At 62.0% G+C, this 23,856-nt stretch carries 18 protein-coding genes; 14 read left to right on the top strand and 4 right to left on the bottom strand.

Annotated features, from left to right (window positions below; genetic code table 11):
* Positions 1–103: 103 nt before the first annotated feature.
* The 5 genes from KDB67_RS06020 to KDB67_RS06000 all read left to right on the top strand — a co-directional run bounded on the left by KDB67_RS06020 (position 104) and on the right by KDB67_RS06000 (position 5,474).
* Complete coding sequence (locus tag KDB67_RS06020; protein WP_291013649.1) at positions 104–2,344, top strand: type IV secretion system DNA-binding domain-containing protein; 2,241 nt, start codon at positions 104–106, stop codon at positions 2,342–2,344.
* Positions 2,345–2,686: 342 nt separating this feature from the next.
* A complete protein-coding gene (locus KDB67_RS06015; protein WP_291013647.1) occupies positions 2,687–3,484 on the top strand; it encodes a hypothetical protein in 798 nt (265 codons plus the stop codon).
* A 24-nt stretch (positions 3,485–3,508) separates the two neighbouring features.
* Entirely contained in the window at positions 3,509–4,210 is a 702-nt protein-coding gene (locus KDB67_RS06010; RefSeq protein ID WP_291013645.1) for a hypothetical protein, read from the top strand.
* A 2-nt stretch (positions 4,211–4,212) separates the two neighbouring features.
* Positions 4,213–4,746: a hypothetical protein gene (locus KDB67_RS06005; RefSeq protein WP_291013643.1), complete on the top strand. Its 534-nt coding sequence runs from the start codon at positions 4,213–4,215 to the stop codon at positions 4,744–4,746.
* A gap of 221 nt (positions 4,747–4,967) precedes the next feature.
* On the top strand, positions 4,968–5,474 hold the full coding sequence (locus KDB67_RS06000) for a hypothetical protein (RefSeq protein ID WP_291013641.1): 507 nt from the start codon (positions 4,968–4,970) through the stop codon (positions 5,472–5,474).
* Here KDB67_RS06000 and KDB67_RS05995 read toward each other — a convergent pair whose 3' ends face one another.
* The 4 genes from KDB67_RS05995 to KDB67_RS05980 form a co-directional block, all read right to left on the bottom strand.
* On the bottom strand, positions 5,475–6,767 hold the full coding sequence (locus tag KDB67_RS05995; RefSeq protein WP_291013639.1) for a CHAT domain-containing protein: 1,293 nt from the start codon (positions 6,765–6,767) through the stop codon (positions 5,475–5,477).
* A complete protein-coding gene (locus tag KDB67_RS05990) occupies positions 6,767–8,113 on the bottom strand; it encodes a hypothetical protein (protein WP_291013637.1) in 1,347 nt (448 codons plus the stop codon). The genes KDB67_RS05995 and KDB67_RS05990 overlap by 1 nt, the downstream gene beginning before the upstream one ends.
* A complete protein-coding gene (locus tag KDB67_RS05985) occupies positions 8,113–9,447 on the bottom strand; it encodes a hypothetical protein (RefSeq protein ID WP_291013636.1) in 1,335 nt (444 codons plus the stop codon). Before KDB67_RS05985 ends, KDB67_RS05990 begins: the two co-directional genes overlap by 1 nt.
* A gap of 98 nt (positions 9,448–9,545) precedes the next feature.
* A complete protein-coding gene (locus KDB67_RS05980; protein ID WP_291013633.1) occupies positions 9,546–10,325 on the bottom strand; it encodes a hypothetical protein in 780 nt (259 codons plus the stop codon).
* Between the two features lie 600 nt (positions 10,326–10,925).
* On the opposite strand from KDB67_RS05980, the gene grpE reads away from it, so the two are divergent.
* The 9 genes from grpE to KDB67_RS05935 are packed head-to-tail and all read left to right on the top strand — an operon-like array spanning position 10,926 to position 23,496.
* Positions 10,926–11,477, top strand: a complete 552-nt coding sequence (gene grpE / locus KDB67_RS05975) for a nucleotide exchange factor GrpE (RefSeq protein ID WP_291013630.1) — start codon at positions 10,926–10,928, stop codon at positions 11,475–11,477.
* The gene (locus KDB67_RS05970; protein WP_291013627.1) at positions 11,477–13,081 is read left to right on the top strand and encodes an Hsp70 family protein; all 1,605 of its coding nucleotides are present in this window, start codon (positions 11,477–11,479) and stop codon (positions 13,079–13,081) included. The genes grpE and KDB67_RS05970 overlap by 1 nt, the downstream gene beginning before the upstream one ends.
* The gene (locus tag KDB67_RS05965; RefSeq protein WP_291013624.1) at positions 13,078–15,768 is read left to right on the top strand and encodes a hypothetical protein; all 2,691 of its coding nucleotides are present in this window, start codon (positions 13,078–13,080) and stop codon (positions 15,766–15,768) included. The genes KDB67_RS05970 and KDB67_RS05965 overlap by 4 nt, the downstream gene beginning before the upstream one ends.
* Before the next feature lie 2 nt (positions 15,769–15,770).
* Positions 15,771–16,970 (top strand): hypothetical protein, encoded by a 1,200-nt coding sequence (locus tag KDB67_RS05960; RefSeq protein WP_291013621.1) that lies wholly within the window; start codon positions 15,771–15,773, stop codon positions 16,968–16,970.
* Between the two features lie 3 nt (positions 16,971–16,973).
* A complete protein-coding gene (locus KDB67_RS05955; protein ID WP_291013619.1) occupies positions 16,974–19,391 on the top strand; it encodes a hypothetical protein in 2,418 nt (805 codons plus the stop codon).
* Positions 19,392–19,393: 2 nt separating this feature from the next.
* Complete coding sequence (locus KDB67_RS05950) at positions 19,394–21,115, top strand: hypothetical protein (RefSeq protein WP_291013616.1); 1,722 nt, start codon at positions 19,394–19,396, stop codon at positions 21,113–21,115.
* 6 nt (positions 21,116–21,121) lie between these two features.
* On the top strand, positions 21,122–21,328 hold the full coding sequence (locus KDB67_RS05945; protein WP_291013613.1) for a hypothetical protein: 207 nt from the start codon (positions 21,122–21,124) through the stop codon (positions 21,326–21,328).
* 3 nt (positions 21,329–21,331) lie between these two features.
* Entirely contained in the window at positions 21,332–22,870 is a 1,539-nt protein-coding gene (locus KDB67_RS05940) for an Hsp70 family protein (protein WP_291013610.1), read from the top strand.
* A gap of 5 nt (positions 22,871–22,875) precedes the next feature.
* A complete protein-coding gene (locus tag KDB67_RS05935) occupies positions 22,876–23,496 on the top strand; it encodes a vWA domain-containing protein (RefSeq protein ID WP_291013607.1) in 621 nt (206 codons plus the stop codon).
* The last annotated feature ends 360 nt before the right edge of the window (positions 23,497–23,856 follow it).

The raw sequence follows: 23,856 nt of genomic DNA, 5'->3' as shown, positions 1-23,856 counted from the left end.
CCGGGGCGGCCGGCGACATCTTCGCTCGTATTCGGGCGGCGACATGTTCGCCGTATCCGTGGGGAAAAGGATCCACAGGTACGTAGCGAGGAAAGGGACAGATATGAGACGGCAGAATCTCAACGCGGTCGACGCTATCGCCGATCGTGAGGCCGCCGAACGCGGCGACCTGTTGATCGTCGGTGTGCGACCGGCCACCGGCACGAGGGTCCGGACCGACGTGCTCGATTCGATCACGTCGATGATCGGGATGGTTCCCGATGCGGTGCTGCATCTGTCGGTGGGCCGTGCCGCCGACGGCGTCACCGGATCACCCACCACCAGTGTGCGAGTGCACGTCACCGGACCCGCTGGGTCCGGTGAGCTTCTCGACGAACTCGCGACCGTGCTCGATCCGTATGTGGAGACCACGTCCTCCCGGAAAGACGTACCTGCGGTTGCTCGGTTGGCCGAGCACCGGTGGATTCTGCGCCCGGACGTCAGCCGTTTCGGTTTCATCACCGGCGAGAACGGCGGGGCCGGGGAAACCACCATCCGCGCCTACGAGTGGACGGCTGAAAATCCTGTCGCACAAGATGACTACCACCGGCTGTGGCGGGCACTGTCGACCTGGCCGGACGGTCGAGTCGACGTGACGGTGCGTGCGGGTGCACAATCGTCGTTCCGGGTGACGATCACGCTCGTCGGTGCCGCGCAGCCGCCGTTGAGTGTGCGTGCCGCCGCCGAGAACTGGTTTCCCGGATTGCGCGCGGTGCCGGCGACCGGCGAGATCGCCGAACTGCGTTGCGTAGCAGCGGACACCCAACTGGCATTGCTCCTCCCGCTGCCCGTCAGCGACGTCGTGCCCGTTGGCTTCCTGTCGGGATCGCCCGCGCCGCTTCCGGTTTCGATGACGTCCGAGGCGTTCGGGACGTACGCCGACGAATCGGATACGGTGAGAATCGGTTTCGCCCGTACCGACGCCCACGAGACGATCGATGCCGCATTGGAGGACGAGGAACTGCGCCGGCATGTGCATGTCGTGGGAGCCACGGGAACCGGTAAGAGCACTCTGCTGGCCGACATGGTGCACCAGATCGCACACAGCGGTCACGGCGCGCTGGTCCTTGATCCGCACGGCACGCTCGTCGACCGGATCATCGAAGAGTTGCCCGAGTGCGCGGCGGACCGTGTCCAGGTGGTCCGCGCCGACGACCTCGAGCATGTCGTTCCGCTCAATCCTCTTGCCGGTGGCGATGAAACGCAGCTCGACACCGCGATCGCCGACATGTGCGAGATGTTCTACGAACTGTACGACCCCAAACGCACCGGCATTGTCGGACCCCGATTCGAGGAGCGTCTGGGATATGCGCTGCGTGGTCTGGCGCTGCTGCGCGGAAACCGGGCCAGCCTGCTGGATGTCCCGATCATCCTGGACCACAAGGGTATGCGCAGGGCGCTGTTCAAGAAGCTGACCGACCCGCGGGTCAAGCAGTGGTGGTACAACGACGACCGGCACACGAAGTCGAACGAGTACGCCGATCTGGTGTCCTGGACGACGTGCAAGTTCGAACGGTTCTCGGCCAGCCCGGCATTGCGGGCGATCCTCGGGTCCGGTGCCGACGCCTACGACCCCGTCGGGGCGATGGACGACGGCCGGATCATCCTGGTGGACTTGGCGAAAGGCCAGATCGGTTCGACCGGTGCCCGGATGCTGGGATACCTGCTGCTCAACAGATTCTGGGTGGCAGCGATGAACCGCAACACCGATCGCCGATTCCACGTCATCGTCGACGAAGCCCACGCGGTGATGGCCGGATCACTGGTCAACATGCTTTCGGAGGGAAGGAAGTTCGGTCTGTCGGTGACAGTCGCACACCAGTATCTCGACCAGCTCGCCCCCGACATCCGCAACGGTCTATCGGGAAACGTCGGCACCACCGTGATGTTCCGCGTCGGCGGTCGGCACGCCGACGAACAGGCCGCCGTCATGGGAAGGCAGATCGATACCACCACGCTGGCGAACCTGCCGACCTTCAACGCCATGGTGGTGCGGACCGCCTCGGAGTCGGTGAGCTCGTGCCCACACACCGTCATAGTGGGTGGACAGACCCACCCGTGCCGGCATGCGGATGCCGATACCGTCGTGCGCGCAAGCCGGGGTCGTGTCGCGGAATTCAACGGACGGATCAAGCAGTTCGATCCTGACGTCGAGTACCCGGAGGACGGTTCCCGGCCGCGGCCCGTCCCAGGCAAGAAGGAGGAACCGTCATTCCTCGATGAGTGGCTGGAAAAGCGCAGGCAGACAGCCAAATCTGATGAAGCTGCCGGGAGCGGGGACGCCGGATCGGCCGGTCGTCAATAGCCCCAGTTCAGGGGGCATACCGATTCATCGTTTACGACGAACTTCTCAGTTGGGAGCCGCTATCGCGGACCTGATTCGGTATATTGATGAGCTTGCGGACCGTGGGGAAACGGCTATTCCTATGTCAGCAGAGGGCGTCAGGAGAGGTCCGGAAATGATACTCGACTCCGATCTGGACGGCGCCTGCACGCGCGTTGCCGGTGCCCAGAATGAAAGGACGAAAACATGTATGTGACACAGGATCCACTCGTACGGCATCCCGACGGAGTCAGCATCGGTGAGCACAGGGCCGCCGGGCGACGCCGGCTGCTGGCGGCTCCGCTGTGGATATCTTTGCAGCTGATGATGATTGCTGTCATTGTGATGGGCCTGCTGGTGCAGGGCGAGTACGTCATGATGCGACTGGTTATCGACGAACTCCTCCCCGGCGCCACAGCCGATCAGCGGACAGCGGTCGGCATCGTCGTCACCCTCGCCTATCTGATTGTCTGGGCCTCTGTGGGCTTCTGCGTGGCTCGGGCAAGTGCAGTCATCCACGAAGTGGGCGTACCGGGTGGGAAAGTCCCGCGGATGGCCGCAATACGGCAGTTCGGAGTCGTTGGTGCGATCGCGGTGATCTTCGGGCTTGCGGTGATGGCCGGAGCAGCATACAGCAGAGCCGATGCGCTCGCCACAACTGCGGGACGCGACGCGCGCAGTGCCGAGATTCTGTCGAATAGTGAGGCCGACGAGGCCGTGCTTGATGCGGTGGCAAAGGAGGCGTACGACAATGTTTTCGGCCGCGACCTGCTGTGGACGCTGCTCACGCTCGGTGTGTTGGCAATCGCTGCGCTGGTGGCCGGCCTGGCGGTGCACTCGCTTGCCAAGTCGGCGGGTGTCGGCATCGCCGAGGCCCGGATCGGACGGGCGCGTCGGCAGGCCGACCGCGCCAGGGCCGATATGGTCAAGGCTCAAGCGGAAGTCGAAGCACTCCAAGCCGCGAAACAGGCCCGGGCCGAAGGCGCTCGCAAGGCTGAGGCGGCATTGACGGAGCGCTACCACAATCACGGGCCGGCGCACGCGCGTGTGTACCTCGTGGCGCGCAAGGGCAATCCGGAGTTCACCGACTATCTGATCCCGGCCCCCGGACCGGAAAGCTGATCGCGCGGCAGTAAGGAGAAGATCATGCATTTACCTTTTGGACGGCCGAGCCTGCGGCCGTCGAAACCCAACAGCGACGGCGACGATGACCGTCCGATCCGTTGGTCGGAGGCATCTCGGGAGCACGAGCGCAGGGTCCGCCGAGACGGCAGACTCGACGGTAAGAGTGGTCTATTTCCAGATGCCGCGACCGGACACACTCCCGCGACCGAGCAGATCCAGGCCAAGTATCGCAACTCCAGTGCCAACAACGAGAAGATCCTCGCAGCGGACTTGTTGGAGATCGACGTCAACGATCAGGCCCTGGCCGCTGAGCAGCGTCGAGTGCAGACGGACCTGGATGGCTTCGAGATCCCCGAACAAGTGGCTCGCAACCGCGACGAGGAAGATGTCGCGGCCCGCAGGGGGAGGCGTAAGGCCAACGCGGTTCGGGCGGCGAAGGTCAGCGAGCAGGCGGCCCTTCGCGCGCGGCTTGGCGAGATCAAGAAGGAACGGGCCGCACTGGCCGAGCGTCGTGCGAACGCCATCAGCGATGCCCTGCAGCACCGTGAGGCCGCGCGACAGTTGTGGGCGCAGCTCGTAGCCCTCTACTGGACGCGCTATCTGCGCTTTCATCCCGACTCCGACGAGGTGCGCCAGGCGTATTCGGTCCCGGAACTGACGCTGGCCGCCGGCGCCCCACAGGTTACTGACCACGTTCCTGGTTCTACTGCGAAAGGACTTTGACGATGCGCTGGTTCAGCCGTAAGCCAAAACCGATCACCCCGACGACCACCGATCCGTGGACGACCGGTTTCACCCGGCGCGACTTTGGTCCCGAAGCCATCGATGCCCCTATGGCGCAGCCACTTCCACAGGAAGTGATGGGCGAGTCCGGGCAATTGCATCGGCTGATCGAAGGGCAGATCGAGCGGATGCTGCCCGGTCTGGAAGACAATCACGGCCATGTCCTCGACGAATGGTTGGCCACCCAACTGGCCTCGGCGGTGAATGCTCTCCACGAGCAAGTAGCGCGCCAGGACGCCATCGCGGACGGGCTGATCAGGTCCGCCCAGGATCGGGCAGAGCGTGCCCGCGACCGTCATAGGCAGCACGCCGAGCGGATGCATAGACTTACCGCACAATTGGCTGAACTGCGCCACGATCTGGCACCCCAACGGACTACGGCGCCGGATGCCCTGGTGCCCGGCGAGACTACGTCCGCTGCGCGCGACACACCAGCCCAGAGTCCGGCCGAACTACCCCACAAGGAGTTGCAGTGAATTACTCTCGTCCGGCCCGTATGTCAGCCGCGGCTCTGATCATGGGATCAGCGATATTGGCGTCTGGCTGCATAGTGGGGCCTGGCGATGATGATGGCGAACTGGTCACAGTGCCCTGCGCCATCGCCGCAGACGCGACTACGAGCGACGACTTTCTCACCCCGAAGACCACGGCGCTGGTGCACGGATTCCTCAGCGAGGTAGCCTGTTCGAAGGTATCTGTGCGGCCGATCAGTATGAACTCGATCGGCGAGGACTGCACCGTTCCCGATGTCGCGGTCGACCTACGGGCCTCCGATGACAATGCCGTGGCCCGCAAGGCAGAGATCCAGTCCCGGATCGTTCCTTTGGTTACCAAGAACATCGCCAAGGTCACCGAGTGTGTCCAGCAGGAGGGGCGTGGCCGGGGGACCGATGTCGTCGGAGTCTTCAACGCGATCGCTTCACTCGTCAACGGCAGTACCGTGCATGTCCTGGTGGTGTCGGACATGGTCCAGAACGTCGGTGTCGATCTGCAACACCGCGACCTGGCCGCCAAGGATGTTGCGACAGCTGCTACTCGTGAACTTGCCGCGGCGCTTCCCTCGATGAACGGGTGGAAGACGAGGGTCGGTGGCCTCGGGACCGGAACCACTGATATGTCACCGGCACATTCCGCTGCGTTGCACCAGGTTTGGCGAGATGCGCTGACCCAGAAGGGTGCTGCGGTGGAGTCGGTCGGTGTGTAGTCAGCTGCGATAGCGAGGCGGGTGGACCTCGCGCGGTGGACATACATGGCATGCGGCGGCAGCCCAGGTCAGCGGCGAGGTAGCCGGACCTGGGTTGTCGCGCCATACTGCCAGCTTGCGGCGCTGCCATTGTGCCAGCGCCTGCACAGGGTCGGCCGCTTCATGTGTCTCGTCGACGGCGAGCGCGAGTTCCGTTGTGGGGCCGGGTATCGCGGTGTGTGACGCATACTTCTCGAAAGCCGAGTCGGACGGCAGCGTCCACCGGGTGGTGGTGACAAGTTCGGCTCCGGAATTGAACATTGCCATCACGAGACCGAATGTTTCCGAACTCCGGTAGTCGACACCACCCTCGCAGGCGATAATCGCCACCCGCGGTGGCATCGGCCAGATGACATGCCCCGGACCGGATTCCGGTGCCTCACCGACTTCATCGAAGGCGGTGCCGAGCATCAGGTCCAGAGCTGAAAGCGGGCGGTGCGCCTGATTGACGGTATCGGTGTAGCCGGGTTCGTTCGCGTCGTCGGACAGGTGCAACGACGCCGATCCGGGCTCATCCAGCGTCGACGACACATGGCCGAAGTAGACCAACCGCCCCGGATCGTCGCGGAGGTCGTCGCTGAGGTCCCAGCGGTCCACGACCTTTCCGACTCCCGAAAACGAGGTTCTCGGCCGACTTCGGATGCGTTCGACGAATGCCTCGGCGTTGGTGGGCAGACCGTACGGATTTATCCGTCCGAGGACCTGGCCGAGTCCGGAAGAGGTCGGAAGTTTCGGATCGATCATATACACGGTGGGGCGCGCAGCGCGAGAACTGTTCCAGCGCGCAGGAATACGTGCCCTGCCGACGTGTATGGTCGCCGGTGGCTCATAACAGACATCCACGACCTCGATCAGTCGTCGCGGGTCATCGATCACCGCCAGCTCGAACGGCATACGCGCAAGCATCCGGCTGGGCGTGATCCGGACGGTCACCCGGCCCCGGGCGGCCCGTTCGACGATCTCTCGCCGGACATCTTGCGGGAACACCATATCCGCGAGCCGAGCGTTCAGGGAGAACTCACTCAGCGGACGAACCAGTGCCCCGGTCAGCGCTGACCGCACCGGGTCTGCGTCATCACCGGTTGTTGTGATCAGCGCACTGTCTAGCGTGACGAGTCCGCGGTCACGCGTCGCCGACGAAATACGATGCACCGTTGGTGAATCAGGGCGATCGAGCCACCGGAACGACACGTAGGTGTCACCTGAATCGAAGGCCCGTAACAGCAGGGTGCTGTCGTCCGGTGATTCGGCCACTACCTATTCCCCACAGCAAGGAGTTCGGTCAGCGTCGGACCTTGTGGGCCGTCCGTGGCCGGTGGTCCATCGAGACTCGCGACAAACGAACCAACCGCATCTACATAACGGGCGACGGACTCCGTGTCGGGGGTGTTCCTCGTTCGTCGCGCGAGTTGCCGGGTCAACCCTTGGACGGTGGCGACAACCTCGTCCCGTTCATGACCGATTCTGTTCGCGTTCTGCTGAATCCGGGTCAGAACCGATTCAGCGGTGGTTGCGCCGGCTCCGGCGAGGATGGCGCCCGCTTCCCGATGCAACGACCACGCGTAGCGGCAGTGACGATCGATGCGGGTCATCGCGATGCCCAGTGGATCCAGCCGAATCGACTCCAGTGGTGTGTCCGCCGAGATCAAGGCGAATCGCAACCCAGATGGATCGCTTGTACCGGGGTATAATTCGGCGCTGATCTGACCGCCGGACGCTGAACATGGTGCCACCGCCAGAATTTCGCCTGTCGACGAGTCAGCGGCGACCGCCATCGTTTCTTGTATCTCTTGGGATTCGGGAATCACCTCGTCCCGCAATCGGGCCCGCACCGAGATCGAGCCGTCGGTCGTGGTGATCTCGAGATCGGGAGCGTCAGGTCCGGTGAATCGCAGCGCCCGCGCCGGAAATGGCCGAAGATCGTTGAGCTGACCGGTCACTGTAGAGAAATCACCGAGCGAGGTAGCCAACTCGTCCTGGCCTATTAATCGGCTCAAACCAGTCTGCCACCCGATGTCGTCGGCGAGCAGATGGGTCCGCAGGATGCCGGCGAGGCGATCTCGGGAAGGCGTATCAAGGGCGTCAGGCGGACACGAGTCGATAATGCTGGACAGCATGCGCACCGTTGCCGGGCTGTGGTCGCCGTTGTCGATCTCGTCAACAAGCCGTTCGGCAGCCGTTGCCCCCAGCACGTAATAGCGCAGAGCCGGTTCGAAGGAACCGAGCTTCCTGTGCGCGAAAGCTTGGTCGAGCAGTAGCGCCGCCTCATCGAGATCACCCAGATGTATCCGGTCGACGGCGCGTACCGTCGCGAGGCGGGCGAATGACTCGGCGAGGGTTGGGCCGTCGATCCGGGCACCGTCCGGTGCCGCGGACAGACGCTGCGTGAAGTCGACCTCTGTGAACAGCGCACGGGTTGACCGCACAATCGTCGAATCCACGATCACGTCGATGACGACGTCGGGGAATGCCGCGTCGATGACGACTCCGACGCCGCCGATCTCGATGTGTACCGGTTCGAGCACGATTGCCGTATCGGCGTGCCATGACACGAGTGTTGAGCTGTCACGGGTGACGATGCCGCTCAGACTGCCGGTCATCAGAGGTCTCCCCGCTGTGTGGTGGTGCCGTCCCGAAGCTCGCGTATTGCCCGGTTGACCGCACCTTCGATAAGGGCCGCAACATATCCGGCGGCTCCCGCAGCGGTACTGAACCGGCATTCCGCGGCGATGTCAGGAGACCAGAGCGATTGTATCTCCCGCCGGAACAATCGGGGACCCGACGCCGACGTCGTTCTGCCGAGCAGGAAGTCGATTGCCAACGAGGCCTCCCAGCACAATTCACCGCTGCTCGACAAGCGTGCGGCAGGATCGGTTCGAACGAAGTCTGCTGCGATGCTCATCATATCGGTGGGCTCTGCCTGCGCGGGCGGTGCAACCGCAACGGCGTTGTCACGAGTTCCTGAGTCGTCAGGGTCGTCACGTTGTGTCAGGGGTGTTTCGTGTTCGAGTTGCTTGCTGTGACGTATGTACTTGTCCTTGCGGGCATCCTCGATTCTGCTCCGGAACATCCACTCGGTGCCGGCCAGAGTCATGCCTTTCGACAGCCGATTCACATAGGTGGTGAGTACCCGCTCGTATGCCTCGCCGGCCAGCGGACTGTTTCGTTCCCGCTCAACCACCTGCTTGTCGATGATCGCGTCGAGGAACTCCTTGGCCAGTCGCCGCAGCTCGGCAAGTTCGTTTTCGGACAGCTCGTCAGCCGGTTCGACACCGTAATCACGGACGAGGCTGCTGAACCGCTCGGACAGGGTAGCTTTCTCATCATCGGCCAGTTCGCGGGGAATACCGTTACCCGTCAACCGAATCCGGCGAAGATGATGGAGGTACGCCTGAAGCGAGGTGCGGGTGTCCTGTCTGTGCCGGCGTGTCTGGTCGCGGACGAAGTCCCCGGCCGAGTTCTGCGTGGCGATCACACCGTCGACAACCATCAGCTCGCGCACGGCTCCGGGGGCCTTGCGCGCGCCCTCCCGGACGGCCAGCAGAACATCTTTCGGCCAGCCGACAGGATTCAGGACCATCAGGGTGTCGCACCATCCGACGCTGTACCGGCTCAACGGCTCGACCAGATCGGCGCACGCGGCCAGCCCCGCGGTGAGCGTAGCTCGATCGGCGACAGGAAGGCGTTGTTTACGCATGAAGACGGTCAGACTGGGATAGTAGGCGGGACCGAACCAATCACACGCACCGAGCTTGCCCGCCCAGCCATGCAATTCGTCGGGCAGCTTTCCCGCAGTCGGCCTCGGCATCGTCATCTGGCCGCGCCACTGCTTGAGCAGTTCGTTGCGGCCGATACCTTCCGGACCGACGATGAACCGGTCGATCGACGGCGGTGGTTCGGGTGCGGGTATCACCGGTGGTTCAAGACGTTCCACGGGGCGCTCCTGTCGGTGTCGGATGCGAATTCTAGACGGTTACGTGTCGCATGTGTTGATATACAACCGTTTCCCCACATCACAGGAGGTGACGGCAGTCATCGCCGTCGCATTCTCGACATTGCCCACAGGGAGAAGAACAGGACTATCAGGTAGGTCAGCATGAGCATGATAGCCGAATCGGTGTGCAGGTTCTCGCAGTTCGCAACGGGGGCAACGAAGTCCATAAGGGCTGCCAGTCCGAGAGCGGTGCCGATCACGGCCATGCCGATGACAGGCCGAATTCCTACGAGCAGCCCACACACGATCGCGGCACCTATCGCGACGAACATACTCACCTGGTAGTCACCGAGCGCGGTCCACGGTTGAGGCCGGCTCCAGAACTGGATGGCCTCGATGATCCCGACCCAACTCAGCGGGAGATAGCGAAAGTCCGACACGCTCCAGCGGAAGGCCAAGGTCTTGGCGGTGACCACCAACCACGTGAGTGCGAATGCCCCCGTCAGCGAGTACTGCTGCCCACTGCCGAATCCATCGCCACAACCGGAGCCGTTCAGTCCCAGCAGCGCTGGGAGCAGCGCGATCAGCCCGATACCGCTGTAGCACCATCCTGCGACGTCTGCGATCGGCCCGCCCATGCGGTAGGCAACTGCGGTGACGACAGCCAGGAACCCACCCATCGACGCGGCCATTTGCCAACCATCACCGGCGAGCATGCCCAGAGCGATAGAGGCGAGCAGACCTTCGAGGATGATCAGCGACGGGTTTTCCTTCGGGTCCGAACTCACACATACCTCGCGGGGAGGCCCATTGATCCGATCATCCGCGACATGTATCACCTCCGGTGCGTAGTCGTCGCCGCCGCCAACGATGTTCATCAGAAGTAACTAATCGGCATGCCCCCAAAAGTAGGGTATTGACATTGAGCCGAATCGAAGGCTGAGGTCGAGAACGGCGTGTCTGTATGGCGGCGAAGGTGATTCATCCCTTTGGGCGACACGCGATGGCGACTCGGATCCGTAGGATGCGTTAGCGACAACTCCTTGTCGTGGCGTACTCACGGTGCATGAATTGGGTCATTCCGCGACCCGGACAGCAGGGTCGGCAGTTCGGAAATCAGAGAGGCTACCGAGTTGATTCACGATGACGGCTACGGGGATGTGCCCGTGACCGGTGCGCGTCCGCCGGGAACGCCCCCAGACCCGGCACAGCAAAGCGCTGAGCGATTCCGGCAGTCGCCGCCCCCGCCGCAATCGCCTCCGCCGTACGTGGAGGCGTCGGCAGGCCGTCGTAACCCGCCGCCGATGGGCACTGGCGGTCCGCCGCCGGCACCGGGGCCGTCGTTCCCGGTACCTCCCGCGGGTCATGGGCATCCGCAGCCGGGTTACCAGGTCGGCGCCAACCACAGTGCGGCTTATGGTCCGGGCACGTCGCCCGAGTCCCGGGAACCTCAACCCGGTGCTCCGGCAGCCGAACTCATGGCTATCGGGGAGCGACTCGATAGCATCGACGGCTCGGTGCGAGGCTTTCATGTGCGCGCCGAACAGTACGAGACGATCATCCGCAAGATGCAGTCAAAAATCGAGGACCTGCAAAGTGATCAGGTCAGGACTCTTCTCAAGCCGGTGATCAGTCGTCTGGCGAACCTGTACACCGAGGCTATGACGGCTGCCGAGCGCGCGGCTGGGCGTGGAGATACCCAGGCCCAGAAAGATTTCGGCTATTTCGCGGATGAGATCGAGGAGGGCCTGGAACTTCTCGACATCGAGTCGCTCGGTACCCGGGTGGGCGACGACTTCAACGCGAAGATTCAAGCGGCGAGCGGTACGGTCACTACCGATGATCCCAATCTTGATCGCAAAGTTGCGCAGGTAATCCGCCAGGGTTTCAGCTATACCGGAGCTGATCGGGCGCTGTTGCTGTCCAAGGTAAGGGTCTACCGCTACTCGGGCCGAGTCACTGAGTCCGCCGTACCGAGTGCGACACCGCTGACCGACGACCATGTCAATTCTGAAGGAGAAGGACACTGATGGGCGAAGTATTCGGTATTGACCTGGGCACCACATACTCTGCGGTGGCCAAGATCGACGAACTCGACCAGGCCGTCGTCGTCAAGAACGCCAATGGGCAGGACACCACGCCTTCGGTGGTCTTCTTCGAAGAGGGCGGTAACGTCATCGTCGGTGCCGAGGCGAAATCTGAGCTGATCGCGGCCCCCGATGACGGTGTGGCACTGATCAAACGCGAGATGGGCAACGAGCACAGCCTCGATTTCTTCGGCACGACCTACACCCCGGAATCGCTGTCCGCGGTTATTCTCAAGGAACTGGTGCAGGCGGCGAACACCGAGGGAGACACCGATATTCGCAATGCCGTGATCACCGTTCCTGCCTATTTTGGTGTGCGGGAAAAGGAAGCAACCAAGCAGGCGGGGGAGATCGCCGGCCTGAAAGTAGTTGGCATCCTTGCCGAACCGATAGCGGCGGCACTGTCGGTGGGCGTACGTGGCGAACGCAAGGAGACCTTGCTGGTGTACGACCTCGGCGGCGGCACCTTCGACACGACGGTGATGATCGTTGAGCCCGGAAACGTCGAGGTGGTGGCGGTTGACGGAAACCGTGTCCTCGGCGGAGCCGACTGGGACACCGCGCTGGCGCAGCTCGTCGTGGACAGGTTCATCCAGCAGGCCGGGATCTCCGATGACCCATCTGACGATCCCGAGTTCATGATCGAACTCTTGCAGGCAGTGGAAGAAAAAAAGATTCTTCTGACGAAGAAATCGGAAACAACCGTACGGTGTCGGTTTCAGGACTATGACGAGAAGATAGCTGTTACTCGCGCGGATTTTGAAGCCGTCACCAAGCATCTCATCGATCAGACCGTGGATATCGCGGAGCGGACGATTACCACCGCCAAAGGAATCAGACCGGGACTGGAGATCGACAAGCTGATTCTTGTGGGTGGGTCATCACGGATGCCGATGGTCGATGGGGCTCTGCGTGCCAAGGGGTGGGATCCGAAGCCGACAGAGTTTGATCTAGCTGTGGCCAAGGGCGCGGCGATCTATGGTGAAGCACTGCTGAGCGGAGCCGTGCCCTTCCCGGGGCCGGATGGTGGCAACGGTGACGGTGGCACGGCCGAGGCGGTGCCTGCGAATACGACACCGAGGCCATTCCTTCCTTCGGGGACGCTGAGTATCCAGAACGTGCTGTCCCGTGGTCTCGGAGTCAAATTTGTCAAGAACGATAGCGCGCACACCCCGTACATCGGGTTCTTGGTCCATGCGAACGACAGCCTGCCCGTCGTTGACTTCACCCTAGAGGCCGGCACGGTGGTCGACGGTCAGAGCGTCGTGGCCGTTGAGCTCTATGAGCAGGGCGGTGAGGTCGAATCAGAAGAACCGGTCAACAACGCATTCCTGAAGAAGAGCGAAATCACAGGTCTTCCGTCGCTGCCAAAGGGCTCACCGATCCACCTCCTGCTGAACGTCAGCAATGAGGGCCTTGTTCGGCTGTCCGCGCGCGAACCCCAGTCGGGCCAGTACCTGGAACTCGAGGCGACGGTCTCCCTGCTCGACCCGAAAGAGGTTAACGAGGCGAAGGAACTCGTGTCCGGTCTGATGACACGATCATGACCTTCGACAAGAACTCTTACATCGCCGATGTCCTGAAGAAGCGGGTGCCGGCGCAGAAATCGGAACTCCTGACCGCGATCCGGAAACTCCGGGAGACCGGTGACGTCATTGCGGTCGGCGCGGTCGATGTGGCCGGCCTGCTCGCCGTGACCACCGACGTTGCGGACATCCCGGCGCACCTGTCGCAGCTGAAGCAGAGCGTGCTGAACAAGCGGCGGAAGAACGATGGCAATGCTGAACTGGTGGCAATGCTCCTTGAAGCGTTGGAAGAGAAGGGGTTTGACCTAGCTGATCCTTCCTGGTGGAACACGCTGCGGTCTGCCAAAGCAGAGGCGTTCAAAGGTCGGATCACCGAGTTCGCCAAGGCCGTGGCCTTGGAATGTCAGGCACTGAAGGTCGTCACCGAGGAGCACATCAAGGAGAGGGCGCAATCGCTTCCTGGTGTTGATGTGAACGATCTCCGAAAGGCTGTGGAGAAGAACGGGATCGCGGTGCGCGCCGCGATCGAGCCGCCCACGGTGCCGACGCCAAGGGTGTTCCAGGATGCCTTGAAGCATGTCGACTTCCGGAGCGTTGTCGACGTGCTCCTCCTCGCCGAGAAACCCGCCTCGGACATCAAGGTCATCGATGAACTGAGTTACAGCGGTGGTCGGTCGATCGGCGCCGCGCAGGTCGCCGACGCACAGAGGAAGGCCACTTCGGCTGCCGACTCGAATGCGATGCAAGCGGCCCAGAAGGTGCTGACGCTGGTCAAGAACGATTACGCGTCTCCGCGCGACCTGCATCAGGTGTTGTTCGCAAGCGTGATCAGTCAGGCGAACGTGTTGCTGGCACAGAAGCTGCCCGCTGCGGTGGCGGCCGAGCGGCTGGCGAGCACAGGTCTCGACCCTATCGACGCGGCCCGCATTATCGCTCATCTCGTAGAATCGGGTTCGTCCGTACGCGGACTCGGCGAGATCACGAATATGCTGGCATCGGGCAACCTCGCGGAGGCCCGGCGTCTGTTGGATGCGATCAACACAGATCAGTACGATCCGGCGGAGTTGGCGAGCGTCACCAAGTCGGTTGACGACGCGGAGGCCAAGAAGGAGCGCCTGGTCGGCGAGTACCAGGCTGCGGCCGCGCGGCGCGACTACTCAGCGGCCGAGACGGCGCTGGTGCAGGCAGCCCGCATTGACACGGACGATCAGCGCCTGACGGTATGGCTCAAACAGCTTCCGCCACCTGCGCCTGGTGCGTTGAGCGCGGAGGTCACCTCCTCCGGAAGTGTCAGACTCACCTGGCAGTTCAGTGGTGGCGAGGACTGTCGGTTCGCCGTCGTCCGGGCGGACAGTCACGCGCCCGTAAATCCGCATGACGGGACGATGCTGGGCACCGTTGAACCCCGGAGCTTCGACGACACGAAAGTGCCCGTCGGGCGCAGGGCGCACTATTCTGTGTTCGCAGTGCGGGACGGTGTGGCGTCGGCGCCGGTGTCGGCCGAGGTCGTCGTGGTACCCGCACCCAGCGAGGTTTCCGCAGTGGCGGGCCTTACCGAGGCGACGGTCAGTTGGCGTCTTCCCGCCGAAGCGGTCGGGGTGCGCTGCACTATGATTGACGGCTCCGGGAACAGCCGCGGACTCGATTGCGGTGGAGCATCTCAGGTCACCGTCAACCGGCTGGTGACGGGACAACGCTATCGGTTCACCGTCGAGGCGATGTACGTGCTCGCCGACGGCGGCCGGGTGTACTCGGCACCGGTCACCGCGTCCGTGACCCCCCGCGGATCCATCGCGCCGGTGGAACGGATGACCCTCGCTGAAGGAAGACTGTCCAACGGTCGCAACGGGATTACCGCCTCGTGGCCTACGATCGGCGGATTCCCGGTGGAGTTGTGGTCCGTACCGATCGACGAGAAGCTTCCCGCGGTCGGATCGGAGGTGGCGGTCGATGACTTCGATGACGTCGGCGGCCGCAAACTCCAGGGCGTCGCACGGGAATCGGTCGGCACGTCGATCCTCGAGTTCGCCGCACTTTCCGATATCCGCTGGATTGTGCCGCTCACCGTAGACGGCGAGCGCGCCGTGGTCGGAGCACCCCAGGTCACCGGATCAGCCCAGGCACCGACCGATGCTCGTGCCGACCGGTTCGGCGATGAGCTGGTGGTGTCCTGGAAACTGCCGCATGGTGACTACGCCGCCTCAGTCACGTGGACAGCGGGCGGTGTCCCACAGCACGTGGTGGTGACCAGAGCCGACTATCGTCGCGACGGCGGATTCCGCATTCCCTCCGCAAGCATCGTGCGCGACCTGGCTGTGGCAACCGTCGCTTTCGGCAACGGCAAGGAATGGCGTTCGGCCGCTGCGCCGATCACCTTCGACATCCCGAAGCCGGTGATCGATTATCAGCTGGTGATCCCGCCCAGTCGATTTGGCAAACGAAAGCCGGCCCGGCTGACAGTGCGCGCGACGGCTGGTGTCGGCCCGATCTCGCTGATTGTCGTGATCCGTACCGGGTCGATCATGCCGACCCGAGTGGAACACGACGACATCCAGTTCCCGGTGGTGGTGGACTTTTCCGGTGCTCCGACGGCGGAGAAGGAGTTCGACATACCGAAACTACCCAGCCCATTCTGGGTCAGGCTCTTTCCCGCCGCAGGATCCGACTTCATCCTGCGTGATCCTCCGACAGATTCGCTGAAAGGCTGACGATGGCACTGTTCAACAGCACCGCTCCGTGCCCATACTGCTACGAGAAGATCAATCCAAATGCTCTTGCTGTTCGATGTTCTGGTCGGCCATCTCCGGGCAAGACGGCATGCGCGGAAGTACCGGACAAGCGCCGAAACGCGTGCTTTGGGGATGCCACGCCGGTCCGGCCAGTTATCGTCGATGTCAACGGCAAGGAGAAACTCAGCCGTAACGAGGCAACCTGTGGGAACTGCGGATCGGTCAGTGCCATCAGAGTGTGCCCGGCGTGTCATTCACGACTGCCCCGGAACTTTGATTCCGATTCTCCGCTCTTCGGCCTGGTTGGTGTCCGTAACTCTGGAAAGACCGTGACCTTGGCGGTGTTGCAGCGTGAGCTCTATACGACCATCGCGCGTAGGTTCAATGCGTCGATCGATTCCCCTGGTGGGAAGTCAGGCCTGTCGGCCGACCTGGAGAATCTGCTCAAGACAATGGAGGATACCGCGGGTGTCTTGCCCCCTCAGACCGCGGCCAACGCTTCCGGAGTCAGCATTCCTGCAGTATTCGAATGGCGCTACTCGAAGAAGGGTCTGGCCAACAGATCACGCGATGTCTCAACAATCTTCTCGTTCTATGACACAGCCGGCGAAGACCTGGCGACCCAGGATCGCGCACTCGGACAACACTACCTTGATGCCACGAACGGGGTCATCCTCCTTCTGGACCCGTTCGGATTTCCCGGCAACCACGATAAAGCGATTGCACGAGGCGTGGATCCGGCGAGTCTGGAAACCACGCCGGAGACAGTGCTCCGTTCGATCATCACTGTCCTGCAGAATGCCGAACGCACCAAAAGGAACAAGAAGATCAAGCAGCCAGTGGCGGTCGTCGTCTCGAAGATCGACGCGTTCTTCGATGATGTGCCGCCGGATCATCCGATGCGTCGTCCGGCCCAGCGATTACCCTACTTCGATGACACCGAATCTCGCAGCATCCACGACCATGTCGCGGCGATGGTTGACAGCTGGGGCGGTGATCCACTGCTGCGGCTCCTTGACACCAACTTTGAAAAATATCGGCTGTTCGGTGCATCTGCGCTCGGCGCGGAGCCCGAATACGGCACCAAGCGTGTCAACAGCCGTGGCTTGCTGCCGCATCGGGTTGCCGATCCCTTGCTGTGGTTGATGGCGGACAGAGGATTTCTGCCGAAGGAGAGCTAGACGATGTTCGACGTAGCAATCTTTACCGATAGCACCCCCGAGGAATCATTGCATGGTCAGGGCGGATTCCAGTTTCAGAGCGCATCACCAGGTATTACCCCAACCCACGAACACGCCATCATGGCCGCGGGTCTGATTCATGTGGTCGATCCCACCTGGGTGCGCCAACCGGACCCACTGACGCACCCCCCCTCGTGCCACTACCGCGTCATCGGGGATGCCTCTTACCTCTCTCGTGGACAGTCCACCGGGGACACCTACACCGGTCGACCAGGAAACCAGCTGACGCAGACTCTGGTGAGCTCGGACGGTGTCGACTTCGTTCCTTATCGTCCGGCCCAGGTGTTCGGTGCCGCACGGTGGACGATTCAGAAGGCGGGCAGCAAGCTCCTGGACGCCTGGGCGACTCCGCTTGAGATTGATGGTGAGTTCGAGGTGGCGGAGCTCAAACGGACTCTGCTGACTGACAGCTGGGCGCACCGGTCGTTCGCGGCATATCTGACTATGGTTGAACAGAGTCTGGGTCAACCGGTCAAGAAGCTGGTGATCGTTGGTGACGATCTCGGTACGGTGATGAAATGGATCGCTCTCGGAACGCTGTTTCTGGAACCTGAAGTCGCCAGGTCGGTGACATTCTCGGCACTCGTCAAGGACTGGCTGCCGGCCAACGTGAACATTGTGGCCACCGATCCCGTGTTCGGTACGGCGCCCTCGATTGCGCCGGGCACTCCGTACAATATCTTTGACCTGATCAAGCGAGATCACAGTCCCATTGAAGCCTCATCGTCGGCGGTTCAACAGTCGGAATGGTTTCTCAACCTGGACCCGGACGATGCACTCGCGGCTGTATCGCTCGCTCGATCGTGGGAGCCGGTGGTCGGACCGTCAGCTGCGACCTATGCGTCGCAGATCGTCTACCTGGGAGGCTCGGCCGACAAGGTCGCCGACAGGGACACAGCGCTGGAAGTCCTTGCGCAGGCATCCGCGAGCGACATCAGCGACGACATCGTGATGTACGCGGATGAACTGCTCAGCGCCGCCACCGGTGCTCCGCTCACTGATGGAGGATCGGCCGAGCGGGCCGCCGAAGCCGGCTGGCGGCTACTCGACTCCGAAGCCGCCGACCACGGCGTGCAGTTCCTGGAATGGTCGACCGAGTGCTTCCAGCGTCAACCGCAGCTCGTCGTGCCCTGGTCCCATACGAGCGTTTCGGCAGTGCTGCCCGCCGACCGTACACCTCCCGGTTCTACTGCGCATAGTCGCGTCACGCAGGTCCTTGTTCGTCTATTGTCAATTGCCCCGACGGACGCGCTGGCGGATACCTTCACTATTGCTGGCATTATTGGCGTTCAGGTACCGCCAGGGCAGGTCGCGACGGCCATCAACCGGTTCGCCGACCTGTGCGTACGAAACCCGGACCTTCTCGATCAGTCACGGGACTATGCGTTTGGCCGCGAAATCCGATCGGCAACCTTCGCCGATTTGACCAAGCTGCTGGCGGCCGATAACGCCCAAGCCACTGCGGATGTCATCGAGGGACGCTGGGACTGGGCGGCACCATCAGGTGGTGCTCTCGCATGCTGGCTCGCGGCGGCGGCACTCGGAAGGCGAAGTCCCGACGATCGTCTCTCGTTACTGCATGCTGCTCGTGGCGGTGACTATCCGCCAGAAGCATGGGGTCTGATCCTCTCCGGCGTTGTACTCCCGAAGAACGCTCAACTCGTCGCGGACTGGATCAAGTACAGCGGACAGATCGGGCCGGAGATGGGCCAGTGGCTGTCCGACAATATTGAGGACGGACTGCGGCTGCCGCCGGCGGAAGCAGCGCAGTACCGGCCGATATCAGCGGCACTAGTCACACTCTGTCAGGCGCGTCGACCAATCCTTGATCCCAAAATGGAACAACTCGCGAACGATATCAGTTGGCTGCATACCGCACGTCTGGACGCCTATAAGAGCATTGATAGTCAGAGAAACAGCGCACTGCGGGACTTCGCGAAGTACCTGAATGACCTCGGCCCGTTGTTCATACCGGAGATCGGTGAATTGCTTATTGAGGCATCCGATGCTCAGGGTGTGCGAGATCTGACCAGTTCGGCGGACACCATCGCAGTACCCGCGATGGTGCACCACCTCCGTAGGCTCTTCGAGGGACGAGATTCTGGTCATAGGAGATACGCGTTCACCCAGGCAATGGATCTGTTGGCCGACGGTACGGGCAAGCAGAAGCGTTCCGCCGCAGAATTCCTGACGGGAGTTGCCGACAGTCGAGAAGGTCGATCTACCGTCGATTCGTTCCGCAGGAAGTTGGATCCCAAAATTCTCGAAGAGTGGGACGAGTTCTCCGCCCAGAAGAAGAAGGGCAGAATGACGCGGAATCTTGTCCGCGGCAGTAAACGACTCCTCGGAAAGGAAGACTGACCATGGATGGTGGTGACGGCCTTGGGTTCTTCGCGATGGTGGTCGCAGGGATAGCCGCGGCCATCTTCGCGATATGGGTCGCGGTCGCAGTGCTCATGCGAGTGCTGGCATATTTGGTCCTCTACTGGATCATCGCGTTCGCGGTATCGGTTGTAGTCGGTCTTGTCGCCGGCCTCCTCATTCCCCTCCGCGTGCTAAGTGGAAAGGCATCAGTCAAGCCTGCGATCGCAGACCCGGGTAAAGTCGTCGCCAATAAGGTAATGAAAATTCCTGCCCGTGGAATGCAGAAGCACTTCGGGTGGGATAACGCCTGGCCGGTATACAACCCGTACCAGGCCCGACTCGACGCGCTGGCGGTGACGGCGGAGACACGCCACCTGATCGGCGCGGTGTGGCAGGGGATCAGCCCGCGGCGATTTGTCGAACCAAAATCGGCCTCATCACCGGCAGGGCCTGGAGGCGCTTCGAAGAAGCGCGGTCAGACGATGCTGCGAGTCCTGACCGAGATTCCGGGCCTCCTGTGGCTGACCGTCGCCGGGGTCCCCACAGCTGGCTTCTTCGGTGCGGTGTGGGTATCGATCGGGATCTGGCTGGTCGTGATGCTGCTCGTGGGCGGGATCACCTATCTCGTCCAGGTTGTGTGGGTGACCACCTACAGGTGGATCGAAAAGGGTGAGCGCAAGCGTAGAAAGGCCTCGCTCAAGTGCCCGACATGTTATGAGGTCACCGAGACCCCCAGTTACCGATGCAACGGACCCGGATGTGCGACCATGCATCGCGATATCTCGCCCGGGCCGCTCGGCATGATCCAGCGTCGCTGCAATTGCGGCCAAGCGTTGCCGACGACCGTGGGCCGTGCCGCCAAGACATTGGAGGCATTCTGCCCATACTGCAACAATGCAATGACGGAGGGAGCCGGAACCCGGCGAACCATTCAGATCCCGGTGATCGGCACCTCCAACGCGGGCAAGACACGCATGTTCGTCGCCGGGACTGCGGCGGCAGAGGCCCATCTCGTGGCACATGGCGGAGCGATCGAGCCACTGACCCAACGAGCCACCGAATTCATCGAGGTCGCTCGCGACACAATGAACACGATGCAGAACACGTGGCAGACGCCAAACTCGAACAGACCTGAGGGGCTGCCATTCAAGCTCACGGTTGGTGAGCGGGTCGTCGAATTGCAGATGATGGATGTCTCCGGTGAGGCATTCAAGAGCATGGACAACACGCAGAGCCTTGCATATATGGACAGTTCCGAAGTGCTGGTTCTGGTTATTGATCCACTCGCATTCGGTGCGGTTAATGAGGGAGCTCGGAGAATGCGTATCAATCGTAAGGTCGAAATTACCGATCGAGATCAGGAAGACGCCTACGCCACCGTCGTCGACCGGCTTCGCTCCGAGAATGTCAACTTACGACGCAAATCGTTAGCGGTGGTCTTAACCAAATACGATATGCTCAGCACCCTCCGGGCAGGTTACGGCCTGACGCCCGGTGACTCCACTGGAATACGGCAGTGGCTCAACAATAGCGATGAGGACGGATTCGTCCGCCGCATCGAGGACGACTTCGACAAAGTCGAATACTTCGTGGTCGACTCGATGGGACAGTTGGACGCCGCAAACCCGTGTAGCCCGGTCCGAGTATTGCAGTGGGTCTTGGACGTATCCAACACAAAGATGCCCATAGTTGCTCCGTCCCCGCAGCCGGCAAAGAGGTAGAGACCCATGCTTCACGGTATTCCCCGCATTTACTGGACGTTTCGCTACATCTGGAGTGCCATACACGTTTCGCTCGTTGCGATCTTCGCCATGTGGCTGACCCTGTACTTGGTAAACGATGGTCGTGGTGAGCAACTTTTCGACGACTGGTGGATCTGGGCGCAGGATATTCACTACCAACTCGCCAATCTGATCCCCTTCCCCTGGAGCTGACCCATGCCCGCTATCGGAATCGACCTGGGTACCACCTATTCGTGTGTCTTCGCGGTGCAGCCGAACGGTGACCTGGAGCTTGTCGAGACACCGGAAGGCAACGAGCTAACCCCATCCGTTGTTCACTTCTCAGGTAGTGCCGTATCGGTCGGCGCAGACGCCAAGAAGCAGATGGCCGACGACCCCGATAATGTTGTCGTGGGAATCAAACGCTACATGGGCAAGGACTATCCGCAGGAATATGGCGGAGTGTCCTACACACCCGAGTCCATTTCGGCGATCATCCTGCGGCGACTGGCGGAGGATGCCGCGCAGCAATTGCGGACGGGAACCGACAGCCTCGAACTGGTCATCACCGTGCCCGCCTACTTCGGTGTCGCGGAGAAGGAGGCGACGTTCGCGGCGGCCGAGATTGCCGGCGTGAAATGTCTGGAACTTCTTGCCGAACCGGTGGCAGCCGCGTACGCGTACGGTGCCGCCGACAGTGCGGGATCATCATTGGTTTTCGACCTTGGTGGCGGGACGTTCGATGTCGCGGTAGTGGCTGCGACACCTGGCGGTGCGCCGCGTGTGTGGGCGGTTGACGGCGAGTCGCAGCTCGGCGGCCTCGACTGGGACCGCCGGATGACCGCACTCATGTGGGACAAGATCGAGGCAGTAGTCGATGATATCGATGACTGCCGGTACGACGACGAGTTCGTGGCACTGGTGGAATCGGAGGCCGAACGGGTCAAACGAGAGTTGAGTGTCAAGGAATCCGCCACGGCCCGTTTGAAATTCGGTCCCAAACGATTCAGTATCACGATGACGCGACCCGAGTTCGAGGCCGCATCCCGCGATCTCGTCCTGCAATGTCACGCATCGGTGGAACGAGTGGTCCAGGCCGCGCAGCGGCTTGGCGCACCTACGGTGGCCCGGATTCTTCTGGTCGGTGGATCGACCCGACTTCCGATGATCAGGGAGGAACTGGCGAACATGCTCAACGTTCCCGTCATGATCAACGACCCGGACAAGATCGTCGCCAAAGGTGCGGCAACGCTGGCGGCCAAACTGGTGAGCGCAGGATCGCAACGCCGTCTCCTCGGGGCCGGTGAACGCATCACCTCCGTTTTGCCCCGGTCAATTGGCGTACTCATCTACTCGAGCCGCACCCCGTGGCGTGAGGAGCCTTACGTGCAGCATGTACTCCGGGCCAACACCCCGCTTCCGATCGTCGACGCCAAGTTCACCGTGTCCGCGATCTTCGACGGCCAGGAGAAGGCCCGCATTCAGCTGTACGAGCAGGCCGGTGCGGTCGAGAGCGACAATGCGGCCGACAATCGAATGGTCTTCGACTGCGAAGTGTCGGGTATGCGAAAAGTCAAAGCCGGATCGGAAATCTATCTGCTGGTATCGGTCGCCGCGGACGGACGGATATCGGTGAAGGCATCGGACTTCAAGAACCACGAGCTGGAAATGCAGGCATTCATCGAGGGCACACTCGACAACGCGGAAGTGCAGCAGCAGCGTAACGCCGTCGCCGGCCTGGCATTGAGGAGTTGACCGTCATGGCCACCTGGACCAAGAAGCGATTCGAATCTCAGCCGGTAACCGAGACACCACCCGGAACGAACCTCGAACGGTTGCAGGCGAGCTTGAGCGGGTCGGTTGTCCTTGCCCTGGACGTCAGCGGCTCGATGTCGGGGAGCAGATTGTCGGAGGCGAAGGAAGGTTGCCGCAGGTTCTTCGACGAAGCAATCGAAGACGGCTATTCGGTCGGGGCCCTGCTGTGGACGACGCAAGTCGAGGGCCGCGCCGCCATCAGTCGTGACGGTCAGGACGCTCGCCGACTCATCGCGGATTCGTGCGCGGGCGGAGGGAACGGAGTGGTTCCCGCGCTACGCGAAGCGCGAGACATGCTTATGGCGCAGAACGCCGGCGACCGGGTGATCGCGATATTCGGTGACGGTGACCTCGGCGATCCGGCAGCCGCGATACGCGTTGCCGCCGAGCTGCGAGCGGAAGACATTCGCATCATCACCTGTGGTCTGGGCCTTGGCAGCGCGGAGATGCTGGCGGTGATCTCCTCAGAAGCGAACGCGGCCGACGCACCCCGGACCGCGGAACAGGGCAGGATCGCCGACGCGATCGCCGACATGTCCTCCGGCCTCAAACGAGTGACACGATAGTTGACGGATGCATAACAATAGGAGGTATCTCAGATGAAATGTAAGAATCCTATCGGCATGAGGAAAGGGCAGGTCGATTGAGTATCGCAGCTGGATTCACTCACCTGTAGGAACTGGCTCTACAACGGCCTGGACCGACTATCGGGGACCTGCCACGTGCAATTGAGCGCGTGGATTTTCCGGGTCGCTATGGCTACGGCGGCAGCGGAAGTCGTCAGCTGACGGAACCGCGCTCTGACCTAGATCCGCGAGTAGTGGTGGCGTATCGGGTTTGGCTCCGAATTTGACTGTTGTGCAAGCTGTTTAGTGGTGTTGGGCGTGCCGGTGTTCCCGAGGTCCGTTCGGGTGGGCGGGGTTTCG

Source organism: Gordonia sp. (in: high G+C Gram-positive bacteria), from assembly GCF_020438995.1.
GTDB lineage: Bacteria > Actinomycetota > Actinomycetes > Mycobacteriales > Mycobacteriaceae > Gordonia.
The sequence above is the reverse complement of the archived record's forward strand: the minus strand, read 5'-3'. Positions and strand labels throughout refer to the sequence as shown.

Excerpts from the sequence above, each read along its gene's own strand:
- KDB67_RS06020 (WP_291013649.1), top strand. The coding sequence starts at position 104 with ATGAGACGGCAGAATCTCAACGCGGTCGACGCTATCGCCGATCGTGAG.
- KDB67_RS06015 (WP_291013647.1), top strand. The coding sequence starts at position 2,687 with ATGATGATTGCTGTCATTGTGATGGGCCTGCTGGTGCAGGGCGAGTAC.
- KDB67_RS06010 (WP_291013645.1), top strand. The coding sequence starts at position 3,509 with ATGCATTTACCTTTTGGACGGCCGAGCCTGCGGCCGTCGAAACCCAAC.
- KDB67_RS06005 (WP_291013643.1), top strand. The coding sequence starts at position 4,213 with ATGCGCTGGTTCAGCCGTAAGCCAAAACCGATCACCCCGACGACCACC.
- KDB67_RS05990 (WP_291013637.1), bottom strand. The coding sequence starts at position 8,113 with ATGACCGGCAGTCTGAGCGGCATCGTCACCCGTGACAGCTCAACACTC.
- KDB67_RS05980 (WP_291013633.1), bottom strand. The coding sequence starts at position 10,325 with ATGAACATCGTTGGCGGCGGCGACGACTACGCACCGGAGGTGATACAT.
- grpE (WP_291013630.1), top strand. The coding sequence starts at position 10,926 with ATGGCTATCGGGGAGCGACTCGATAGCATCGACGGCTCGGTGCGAGGC.
- KDB67_RS05970 (WP_291013627.1), top strand. The coding sequence starts at position 11,477 with ATGGGCGAAGTATTCGGTATTGACCTGGGCACCACATACTCTGCGGTG.
- KDB67_RS05965 (WP_291013624.1), top strand. The coding sequence starts at position 13,078 with ATGACCTTCGACAAGAACTCTTACATCGCCGATGTCCTGAAGAAGCGG.
- KDB67_RS05960 (WP_291013621.1), top strand. The coding sequence starts at position 15,771 with ATGGCACTGTTCAACAGCACCGCTCCGTGCCCATACTGCTACGAGAAG.
- KDB67_RS05955 (WP_291013619.1), top strand. The coding sequence starts at position 16,974 with ATGTTCGACGTAGCAATCTTTACCGATAGCACCCCCGAGGAATCATTG.
- KDB67_RS05950 (WP_291013616.1), top strand. The coding sequence starts at position 19,394 with ATGGATGGTGGTGACGGCCTTGGGTTCTTCGCGATGGTGGTCGCAGGG.
- KDB67_RS05945 (WP_291013613.1), top strand. The coding sequence starts at position 21,122 with ATGCTTCACGGTATTCCCCGCATTTACTGGACGTTTCGCTACATCTGG.
- KDB67_RS05940 (WP_291013610.1), top strand. The coding sequence starts at position 21,332 with ATGCCCGCTATCGGAATCGACCTGGGTACCACCTATTCGTGTGTCTTC.
- KDB67_RS05935 (WP_291013607.1), top strand. The coding sequence starts at position 22,876 with ATGGCCACCTGGACCAAGAAGCGATTCGAATCTCAGCCGGTAACCGAG.